Source organism: Cellulomonas sp. ICMP 17802 (assembly GCF_041295535.1).
Lineage (GTDB): Bacteria > Actinomycetota > Actinomycetes > Actinomycetales > Cellulomonadaceae > Cellulomonas.
Window position 1 is genome coordinate 37,606 of record NZ_JBGFQZ010000027.1, and the last position, 9,912, is coordinate 47,517.

At 73.7% G+C, this 9,912-nt stretch carries 9 protein-coding genes; 2 read left to right on the forward strand and 7 right to left on the reverse strand.

Annotated features, from left to right (window positions below):
* Positions 1-280: 280 nt before the first annotated feature.
* From AB5970_RS15875 to AB5970_RS15895, 5 genes are all read right to left on the reverse strand, one after another.
* Complete coding sequence (locus AB5970_RS15875; protein WP_370504916.1) at positions 281-2,977, reverse strand: molybdopterin-dependent oxidoreductase; 2,697 nt, start codon at positions 2,975-2,977, stop codon at positions 281-283.
* A complete protein-coding gene (locus AB5970_RS15880; RefSeq protein WP_370504917.1) occupies positions 2,974-3,771 on the reverse strand; it encodes an FAD binding domain-containing protein in 798 nt (265 codons plus the stop codon). The genes AB5970_RS15875 and AB5970_RS15880 overlap by 4 nt, the downstream gene beginning before the upstream one ends.
* Before the next feature lie 58 nt (positions 3,772-3,829).
* On the reverse strand, positions 3,830-4,657 hold the full coding sequence (locus tag AB5970_RS15885; RefSeq protein WP_370504918.1) for a class II glutamine amidotransferase: 828 nt from the start codon (positions 4,655-4,657) through the stop codon (positions 3,830-3,832).
* Positions 4,658-4,737: 80 nt separating this feature from the next.
* Positions 4,738-5,391, reverse strand: coding sequence for a hypothetical protein (locus AB5970_RS15890; protein ID WP_370504919.1), 654 nt, complete (start codon positions 5,389-5,391; stop codon positions 4,738-4,740).
* Positions 5,392-5,394: 3 nt separating this feature from the next.
* Positions 5,395-5,886: a MarR family winged helix-turn-helix transcriptional regulator gene (locus AB5970_RS15895; RefSeq protein ID WP_370504920.1), complete on the reverse strand. Its 492-nt coding sequence runs from the start codon at positions 5,884-5,886 to the stop codon at positions 5,395-5,397.
* Positions 5,887-5,966: 80 nt separating this feature from the next.
* Here AB5970_RS15895 and AB5970_RS15900 point away from each other — a divergent pair, with 80 nt between their 5' ends.
* Together AB5970_RS15900 and AB5970_RS15905 are read left to right on the forward strand one after the other, a co-directional pair.
* Positions 5,967-6,578: an NADPH-dependent F420 reductase gene (locus AB5970_RS15900; RefSeq protein ID WP_370504921.1), complete on the forward strand. Its 612-nt coding sequence runs from the start codon at positions 5,967-5,969 to the stop codon at positions 6,576-6,578.
* Positions 6,575-7,426 carry a VOC family protein gene (locus tag AB5970_RS15905; protein ID WP_370504922.1) on the forward strand — a complete coding sequence of 284 codons (852 nt, stop codon included), beginning with the start codon at positions 6,575-6,577 and terminating at the stop codon, positions 7,424-7,426. Before AB5970_RS15900 ends, AB5970_RS15905 begins: the two co-directional genes overlap by 4 nt.
* On the opposite strand, the gene AB5970_RS15910 is transcribed toward AB5970_RS15905, so the two are convergent.
* Both AB5970_RS15910 and AB5970_RS15915 read right to left on the reverse strand, forming a co-directional pair.
* Complete coding sequence (locus AB5970_RS15910; RefSeq protein WP_370504923.1) at positions 7,427-8,311, reverse strand: hypothetical protein; 885 nt, start codon at positions 8,309-8,311, stop codon at positions 7,427-7,429.
* Between the two features lie 63 nt (positions 8,312-8,374).
* Positions 8,375-9,912: helix-turn-helix transcriptional regulator (locus tag AB5970_RS15915; protein ID WP_370504924.1), on the reverse strand; the 1,538-nt coding region annotated here is incomplete at its 5' end.

The window sequence follows — 9,912 nt, forward strand, 5'->3', positions numbered from 1 at the left end:
GGGGCAGCCCCGACCCCCACAACGTCCGAGCAAACAGAGGCCCTGGGCCACATCTGCGCGGACGTCCGCGGTGGGGGACCGCAACGTCCGAGCAAGGTGAGGCCCTGGGCCACATCTGCTCGGACGTCCCTGGTTGCTCCCAAGCCTGCGTCCGCAGATTCGGTCGCCCGGGCGCTCGATCGTGCGGACGCAGCCGTGGGTCGGGGGCGACGTCCGCAGATTCGGTCGCCCGGGCGCTCGATCGTGCGGACGTCCGGGGGACGGCGGGGAGCGGGCGGGGTCAGGGGTGGGTCAGGCGCCAGAGGCGGTCGGCGGACATCGGGAGCTCGTGCGGGCGGGTGCCGAGGGCATCGCGGATCGCGTTGGCCAGCGCGGGGGCCACCGGGTTGTACGGCGCCTCGCTCATCGACTTGGCGCCGAGCGGGCCGAGGCCGTCGCTGGTCTGCGCGAACAGGACCTCGGTGCGGGGCAGGTCGATCATCTGCGGCACGTGGTAGCTGCGGAACGAGGCGGTGGTCACGCGGCCCTCGTCGTCCAGGCGCACCTCCTCGTACAGCGCGGAGCCGATCGCCTGGCCCGTGCCACCCTCGACCTGCCCGCGCAGCTGTTCGGGGTGCAGGACGGTCCCCGCGTCGACGGCCTGGATCGAGCGCAGCACGGTGACCTCGCCGGTCGCGGTGTCCACCGCGACGCGGAAGCCGTGCACGTTGAACGCGACCGACCGCGGGGTGCCGTCGTGGGTGCCCTGGCCCGTGAGCCCCGGGGCGGCGCGCGCGATCTCGGTCAGGGGCACCCCGCTCGCCGCGTCCGGCGTCAGGTCCTCAACGTCCCAGGTGCGGGGCTCGTCGCTGGGGTGGTCGCGCAGCGCGGCCGCGGCGGACAGGATCTTGGTCCGCAGCTGCAGCGCGGCCCGGTGCAGGGCGAGCCCCGCGACGACGACGCCCGCGGAGCCGAACGCCCCTGTGTCGTACCCGGTGACGTCGGTGTCGGACTGCGCGATGACGATGCGGTCGACGGTGGTGCCCAGCGCCTGCGCGACCAGCTGGCCGTGCACGGTCGTGGTGCCGTTGCCGAACTCGGTGGTGCCGACGCTCGCCTGGTACCGGCCGTCGTCGAGCAGCCGCACCGACGCCTCGGCGAAGTGCCCGCGCGGCGCGATGGTCGCGATCATGGCGATCGCCATCCCTGACCCGACCCGCGTCCCGGCGGGGACCGGCACGGCGTCGAGCGACCGGTCGGCGAGCGTGGTCTGCACCAGGTCGAGGCACTGGTCCAGGCCGTAGGAGTGCATGTCGAGGTCGCCCTTCTCCTCGGCGTCGACCACCAGCAGCCGGTCGCCGGGCACCACGACGTTGCGGCGCCGCAGGTCGAACGGGTCGATGCCCACCGACCGCGCGAGGTCGTCCATCGCCGACTCGATGGCGAAGATGATCTGCCCCAGCCCGTACCCGCGGAAGGCTCCCGACGGCAGCGTGTGGGTGTAGACGGACTCGGCGTCGACCCGCTTGTTGGGGCACCGGTACACGGCCATCGACTCGCTGACGCCGTGGAACATGACGCCCGGACCGTGGTTGCCGTACGCGCCGGTGTTGTTGAGGACGTCGATGCGCATCGCGGTGAGCACGCCGTCGGCGTCGGCACCCAGCTCGACCTCGACGCGGACGGGGTGCCGGGTGGGCGTGATCGTGAACTCGTCGGCTCGGGTCATCTCGTACTGCACCGCGCGGCCGGTGCGCAGCACGGCGAGGGCGACGACGTCCTCGGTCAGCAGCTCCTGCTTGCCGCCGAACCCCCCGCCCACGCGCCCGGTGAACACCCGCACGGTGGCCGGGTCGAGGCCGAAGATGTGGGCGATCTCGTCGCGGACCAGGTACGGCACCTGTGTGCTGGTGCGCAGCACGAGCCGGCCGTCCTGGTCGAGCCAGCCGCGGGTCGCGTGGGTCTCGAGCGCGGCGTGCGACACGCGGCTGGTGCGGTACGTGCCGCTGACGCGGTGGGCCGACGACGCCAGCGCGGCGCCCACCGAGCCCATCTCGGCGTGCAGCTGGGCGACCACGTTGCGGCCCGGCTCGGAGATGCGCGCCTCGGGCCCCTTGTCGCCGTGCACCAGCGGGGCGCCCGGCGCCCGCGCCGCCTCGGGCTCGACCACGGCGGGCAGCACCTCGTACTCGACGCGCAGCAGGGTGCGGGCCCGCTCGGCCTCCCGGACCGACTCGGCCACCACCACCGCCACCCGCTGGCCGCGGAACCGCAGCACGGGGTCGAGCACGCGCGTGTCGTCGGGGTCGTCGAGCCGGCTCTCGTGCCGGGCGGTCGAGAAGAGCGTCGCGGGGGAGTCCTCGTGGGTGAGGACCGCCAGCACGCCGGGCGCGGCCAGAGCGTCGGTCGCGTCGATCGAGACGATCCGGGCGTGGGCGTGCGGGCTGCCGAGCACCACCAGGTGGGCCAGCGCCGTGGTGGCGACGTCGAGCGTGAACGGCTCGCGCCCGGTCACGATCCGCCGCGCGGCGGGCGAGCGCACCGACCGGCCGGCGTCCTGCCCCGCGACCGGGTCGACGGTGTTGCGACGGCGGGCGACCGCGTCGCAGATCGAGCGGTAGCCGGTGCAGCGGCAGAGGTTGCCCTTGAGCAGCCGGGCCGTCTCCTCGTCGTCGTCGTGCAGGTGCAGGCCCGCCACCGTGGTCACCAGCCCGGCCGTGCAGAACCCGCACTGGAACGCGGCGGCGTCGACGAACGCCTCCCCGACCTCCGGGTCGAGCCCCGACACGGTGGTCACCGCGCGGTCGGCGGCCCGGTACGCGGGCACCAGGCACGAGTGGGTGGGCCGCCCGTCCAGCAGCACCGTGCACGCGCCGCAGTCGCCCGAGTCGCAGCCCTTCTTGACCTCGACGTGCCCCTGCTCGCGCAGCAGCGTGCGCAGCACCTGGCCCGGCGCCGGTTCCACCTCCACCGCCGACCCGTTGACCTCGAGCCTCACGAGAGCTCCTCCCGCACCTGCTCGGCCAGCCGCAGCGTCATGGCGCGCCGCCAGTCGGGGGCGCCGTGCGGGTCGTCGTACCAGTCGTCCACCTGCTCGATCGCCGCGCGGACCTCGTCGGCACCCGGGAACGACGGGAACGCGAGCCGGTGCGGGCGGGTCACGCCGGCCGTCAGGGTCACGACGAGCCCGGCGGCGGACCGTCGGCCGACGACGATCGCGCCCGACCGGCCGTGCCGGGTGAGCGCGGCGCGGCGGAACGCGGCGGGCTCGGCCAGGACGGACGACGCCAGCTCGAGCGACCGCAGCACCTCGCCCGGCGCGAGCGTCGTCGTCCGGACGCCCGTCACGAACGCGGCGACCGGCTGTCGTCGCTCGCCCCCGTCGGGCGTCCACACCACCGCCGTCGCGTCGAGCGCGACGGCCAGGGAGGTCAGCGCCCCCGCGGGCAGGGCCGTGCAGACGTTGCCGCCGACGGTCGCCCAGTCCCAGATCTTCTCGGACGCCACCAGCGACCGCGCGCACCGCACCACGAGGTGCTGCGACACCCAGCCGTCGACCGGCGCCAGGTCGACCAGCTGCCGGATCGTGCAGGTGGCCGCCAGCGAGATCCCGTCGGCCGTGTGCTCGACGGCCGGCCAGCCCAGCGTGGTGAGGTCGACCAGCTCGGTGAGGTCGGGCTGCGGCTCCGAGAACAGCCACGTGCCGCCGGCCAGGGGCGCGCTGCCGGGGCCGATCGCGAGGTCGGTCCGGTGGTGTGCCGCGCGGATGCGGTCCAGCGAGGTCAGGTCCATGGTCTGCCGAGTGAACCGTACCCACGTGACAGGCATGTGACGAGAAGCCCCGACGGCGTCACGCCGGGGCGAACGCCGTCAGCTCCTCGCGCCCCTCGTCGATGAGCAGGCAGCTGCTCTCGGGCACCTCGTGCCAGGCGCCCTTGAGGTCGCCCAGCGGCTCGGACACGACGACGCGCGTCCAGTCAGCGAGGTCGTGCAGCACGGGGTTCTCGGGGTACTGCTGCTTGAGCACGGCCACGTCGGCGTTGCGGAACAGCGACCGGCTCTGCCCCTCGGTGGAGTAGCGGAAGGCCCACACGCGCGCGCCGTCGCTGACGCAGACGGTCATCTGCACCGGGAACGCGATGCCGTGCGCGCGGCCGACCTCCTCGACCAGCCCGACCGCCCGCGCCACCGCGGTCGGCGGGTCGTCCTCGAGCCCGAACGTGAGGGCGAGGAAGAAGAGCACCTCGGAGTCGGTCGACCCCTCGATCAGCGGGTACAGGTCCGGGTCCACCGCGAGCACCAGGTCCCGCTTCATCGAGGAGAACCCGGCGAGCAGGCCGTTGTGCATCCACAACCACCGGCCGTGCCGGAACGGGTGGCAGTTGGTCTGCTGCACGGCGGAGCCGCTGGTGGCGCGGATGTGCGCCAGGACGACGCCCGACCGCACGTGCCCGGCCAGCTCCCGCAGGTTCCGGTCGCTCCACGCCGGCTCGATGCTGCGGAACACCCCAGGCGTGGGGGAGTGCTGGTCGTACCAGCCGACCCCGACGCCGTCGCCGTTGGTGGCCTCCGCGCCGAGCCGGCTGTGCAGGCTCTGCATGACCAGCGAGTTGGTCGGCTTGTAGAGCAGGTCCTCGATGAGCACGGGCGAACCCGTGTACGCGAGCCAGCGGCACACGGCGGCCTCCTTTGCCGGGGTGGGAGGACGTCGACGTCCTGCGGCCCATGTCCCTCATGCTCCACCCGGCGGTCGGCGCGTCACCAGGGAGGTGCGGGCAGCCTCTCGTCGAACTGGCCGCCGGCACCGCAGCCGCCCACGTACCCCTCCGGCATCCGCGGGTACACCTCGGTCCAGTACGTGCGCGCGAGGGCCGCGGCCTCCGCCGGCGACGCGCCGAGCGCCTGGGCCATCGCCGCGTCCCGCTGCACCGCGGCGCACTCGGCGTGGGCCTCCTCGGTGAAGCCGACCATGTGCATGGTCTCGTGCGTCAGCACGTGCACGGCGATGACCTGGTCGAGGGTCGGGTGGTCCTTCGCGGAGTCCAGCCACGCGCGCAACCGCGCGCACGGGGTGATCTTGATCAGCGTGGAGTGCTCGGGCACCCCGTCGGCACCCCAGCGGACGAAGCCCAGCTCGGGTCCGAGGTCGAGGAACGCCTGCCCGAGCCCCTGGCAGTGGACCTGGACGGGCGTGCCGGCGATCTGCGTGGCGGCGCGCTCGAGCCGGCCCTCGACCCGGGCCTGGATGCCCAACGGGATGGCGCAGGCCAGCGCGAGCGCGAGCGAGAGGCCCACCCGGATGGTCGGGAAGGGCGCGACCCGGCCGAGCACGTCGACCCGGCGCAGCCGCCACCGCACGGCGATGCCCGCCGCGAGGGCGAGGAAGCCGGTCAGCAGGATCGCGAGGAGCACACCTCAGTCATCGGTCGGTACGGCGTCCACCATGACGTGCGCGGGGTCGAGGACCTCGAGGATCCGGCCCATGATGCGGTCCAGGTCGGCGACGTCCGCGTCGGTCAGGGGGTCGATCACGGTGGCCAGGACGTTCCCGGCGTGGCCCGGCGCGGCCGCCACGACCGTGCTCCAGCCCGCGGGGGTGAGGATCGCGTTGGTCGCGCGGCGGTCCTCGGCGCACGGCTCGCGCCGGACCAGGCCCCGCTTCTCCAGGCGCGTGACGACGTGCGACAGCCGCGCGAGCGTCGCGTTCGTGTGCGCGGCCAGCGAGGTCATCCGCAGTGTCCGGTCGGGGGCCTCGGAGAGCATGGCGAGCGTGAAGTACTCGAAGTGGCTCAGGCTGGAGTCGCGCTGGAGCTGCGACTCGAGCGCACCGGGGAGCAGCTCGACCACGGCGATGAGCTTCTTCCAGGCGCGCAGCTGGTCCTCGCTGAGCCATCGCACGTCCGTCATGCGCTCGATCGTAGCAAACACTTGACGCTACAACTATTAGCGGTACAGTAGTTGTAGCAACAACAAACGAGGAGGACCTTGTGAGCACAGTGACGGTCATCGGGGCCGGGACCATGGGCGCGGCCATCGCCTGGCGTGTCATCGCCGGCGGCAACGAGGCGCAGGTGCTCACGCGGCGCCCCGTCGCGACGGCCATCCCGGGCGCGAAGCACGGCGCGGTGGGCGACCCGATCACGGGCGAGATCGTCGTCCTGGCGCTGCCGTACAGCGCCTACGACGAGGTGCTGGCGCAGTACGAGGGCCAGCTCGACGGCAAGGTGCTCGTGGACCTGTCCAACCCGGTGGACGCCGAGACGTTCGACGGGCTCGTCGTCCCGGCCGGCAGCTCCGCCGCCGCGGTCCTCGCGGAGGCCGTTCCCGGCGCCTCCGTGCTCAAGGCGTTCAACACGACCTTCGGCGCGACGCTGACCACCGGCGAGGTGGGCGACCAGAAGACGGCGGTCCTCATCGCGGGCGACGACGCGGACGCCAAGGCGGCCCTCGCCGCCGTGGTCGAGGCGGGTGGGCTGCGCGCGGTCGACGCCGGCTCGCTCAAGCGGGCCCACGAGCTCGAGGCCCTCGGGTTCCTGCAGATCACGCTGGCCGCGACCGAGAAGACGTCGTGGACCGGCGGGTTCGGGCTGACGTCATGAGCGAGATCCTCGACGGCCGCACCGACGTCGGTGCCGTCACCCTCAAGGTGGGCGACCTCGACGCCATGACCGACTACTACGCGCGTGGCATCGGCCTGTCCGTGCTCGGCCAGGAGGGCGACCGCGTCACCCTCGGCCGCCAGGGCGTGCCGGCGGTCGTGCTCGAGCACACGCCGCTGCTCAAGCACGCGCCGTCGACCGCCGCCGGGCTGTTCCACACCGCGATCCTGTTCGACCAGCAGGCCGACCTGGCCTCGTCGGTCTTCTCGGTCGCGAGGCACTTCCCGGCGTCGTTCACCGGCAGCTCCGACCACCTGGTGTCCAAGGCCCTCTACTTCGACGACCCCGAGGGCAACGGCGTCGAGCTCTACTGGGACCGGCCGCGCGAGCAGTGGGGCTGGGAGAACGGCCGTGTCGCCATGGCCACCGAGTACCTCGACCCGAACGGCTTCCTGCGCGAGAACCTCGCCGACCCCGACGCCCTCGACGGCGCCGCGGCCGTGGGCCACGTGCACCTCAAGGTGGGCGACATCGCGACCGCCCAGCAGTTCTACGTGGACACGGTCGGCTTCGAGGTCACCGCGATGTACGGCACGCAGGCGCTCTTCGTCTCGGCCGGCGGGTACCACCACCACCTCGCGATGAACACGTGGCAGAGCCGCGGGGCGCAGGGCCGGTGGCCGGCGCTCGGGCTGGGCGAGGTCACGATCGAGCTGCCGACAGCCGACGAGCGGGGAGCCCTGGGCGCCCGGCTGGCGAGCCGCGGCATCGCGGTCCGCGACGACGGCCAGGTGCTCGCGTTCGAGGACCCGTGGAACAACGAGATCCGGGTCGTGGTCGCCGACTGATCAGGGGACGGGCGGGGCGGTCTCGACCGCCTCCTCGTTCCAGTTCTCCGCCGTCTGCAGCACCCAGAAGACGACGAAGAGCGCGAGCAGGATCGCCTCCACGACGAAGATCGTCGCGAACCAGAGCTTGTGGCCGGTCAGCGCCGCTCCGCCGTAGAGCACGCCGGCGACGACGATGGTCAGCGCCATGAGCAGGCTGATCACCTTGTACGTGCCCGCGTAGCCGTGCGGCGTCATGCCGCGCACGTTCCCGCGCTCGGGCGCGCGTCGGCCGTTGATCCACGCGACCCCGGCGATGAGCACGAAGAACGTGATGGCCGCCGCGTAGTGCGCGCCGGTGAGGAACGTGTCGCGCGAGAGGACGAACCAGAGGCCGAAGGCCAGCCACGCGCCGGTCGCCACCAGCAGGGCGATCGTCATCGCCCGGCCGCGGGGGCGCGCGCTCCACCACGCGAAGACCAGGGCGACGGCCCCGACCACGAGCAGGGCGCTGACGTTGTTCTCGACCCCGGGCACCAGCTCGGGCGGCAGGCAGGTCGCGATGCCGGCGCCGCAGCCGTGCTTGAGGGGCGTCGGCACGAACGCGACTACGGGGATCACCATGCCGGCGAGGTCGAGCACGGCGTCCTCCCAGCCGGGCCGCCCCTTGATCGCGACGAGCGCGGGTCCGATGGCGACCAGCGCACCGATGAACACGGCCTTGACCGGGGTGTAGTAGTACGCGCTGATCGAGCCGAGCATCGGCCCGTCGCCCCACACGATCTCGATGACCAGCGAGGTGACCAGCAGCAGCGTCATGCCCACCACCGCGACGCGCAGGTAGCGATAGGTCTTGCGGGTCGTCTGGTCGAGGACGACGGTGCCCGCTGTGTCGACGTCTGCCATCGTCGGCCCCCTCCGAGGTGGTCCTCGCACCGTAGCGCTCGGGGACATAGCGGGACAGACCCGTCATCCGGTGATCGCGCCGGCGAGCTCCGACCGGGAGCGCACCCCGAGCTTGAGGTACACGTTGCGCAGGTGGTACTCGATCGTCTTCGGGCTCAGGAACAGGGCCGCAGCCGCCTCGCGGGTGGTCCGGCCGCCCGCGAGCATGCGGGCGACCTGCAGCTCCTGCGGCGTGAGGTGGTCGAGGCCGGTCGTGCTGCGGCGCTGCGCCGTCTCGCCGCTGGCCCGGAGCTCCGCGGCGGCCTGGTCGGCCCACGGCACGGCACCGAGCCGCTCGAACGTCCCGAGCGCGGTACGCAGGTGCTCGCGCGCGTCGACCCGGCGCTTCAGGCGGCGCAGCCGGGCCCCGTAGGCCAGCTCGGTGCGGGCCGTCTCGAAGTCGTCGGGCGTGTGCCCGTGGTAGGCCAGCGCGACCGAGAAGCAGACGTCGACGTCGGTGTCGGGGCACGTGAGGCCGGCGGCCCGGGCGGCGCGCGCGAGCGACCAGGGCTGGCCCTTGAGCTCGGCGCGCTCGGTCAGGGACGACGCCAGCTCGCGCGCCTCGTCGTCGCGGCCCAGGCGGACGAGCGCCTCGACCATCTCCACGGCGGGCGACACGTCGACGTCCACCAGGCCCAGCTCGTCGAGCAGCCGTTCGAGCGCGAGATACCCCTCGAGCGCGGCGTCGGGCCGGCCAAGGCCCAGCTCGAGCTCGGCCAGCGCGGTCATCGCCCAGACCTGGAAGAACCCCAGGTGGTGTGCGCGGGTGACCGCGAGCGCCTCGCCGGCGTGGGCGCGGCACGCGTCCGCCTCGCCGCGGCGGGCCTCGACCCACGCCAGCCCCGCCAGGCAGGCGGCGACGTCCGTGGACTGCCCCGCCTCGCGGGCGAGCTGGACGGCCTCCGTGTAGAAGGCGACGGCGTCGTCCCACCGGTCGGTGGTCGCCTGGTCGCGCGCGACGTAGAACAGCAGGAGCGGCAGGCCGCCGATGTCGGTGCGGCGCCGCGTGTGGGCGACGACCGTCGGGATCACGTCGCGGCCGACCGCGCTCTCGCGCAGGTAGAGGGGGCCGACGACCAGCCACGGAGCGACCTGGGGGTCGTCGAGGAACGGCTCGGCCTGGGCGATGCCCGTCCGCAGCAGCTCAGGCCCGCCGCGCCCGGTCAGGACGCCGGCCACGGCCATCGCCATGATGCCCACCCACCGGGCCCTCGCGGTGCGCGGCTCCAGCTCGCCGATGCGGCTCGCCGCGCTCGCGGCCGCCGCGATGTCGCCCGCGAACTGGCTGGCCAGGATCCCGTCCGCGAGCAGCCAGATGGCGGCGTCCGGGTCGTCGGGGGCGGCTGCGAGGCCTGCTGCGATGAGCACGTCGCGCGCGCGCTCGATCGACCCGGTGCGCATCGCGACCGCGCCGTCCAGCGCGGCCGCGCGGATGCGCAGCTCGGGAGTCTGGGGCAGGGCGGAGGCCCGGTCGAGCAGGTCGACGGCCGCGTCCGGCAGCCCGGCGCGCCACGCGCTCTCCGCCGCGGAGACCAGGCGTCGCACCCGGTCGGCGGGGTCGG

Coding starts and splice junctions, on each gene's coding strand:
- AB5970_RS15880 (WP_370504917.1), bottom strand. CDS start 3,771: ATGGACCTGACCTCGCTGGACCGCATCCGCGCGGCACACCACCGGACC.
- AB5970_RS15895 (WP_370504920.1), bottom strand. CDS start 5,886: ATGACGGACGTGCGATGGCTCAGCGAGGACCAGCTGCGCGCCTGGAAG.
- AB5970_RS15905 (WP_370504922.1), top strand. CDS start 6,575: ATGAGCGAGATCCTCGACGGCCGCACCGACGTCGGTGCCGTCACCCTC.
- AB5970_RS15910 (WP_370504923.1), bottom strand. CDS start 8,311: ATGGCAGACGTCGACACAGCGGGCACCGTCGTCCTCGACCAGACGACC.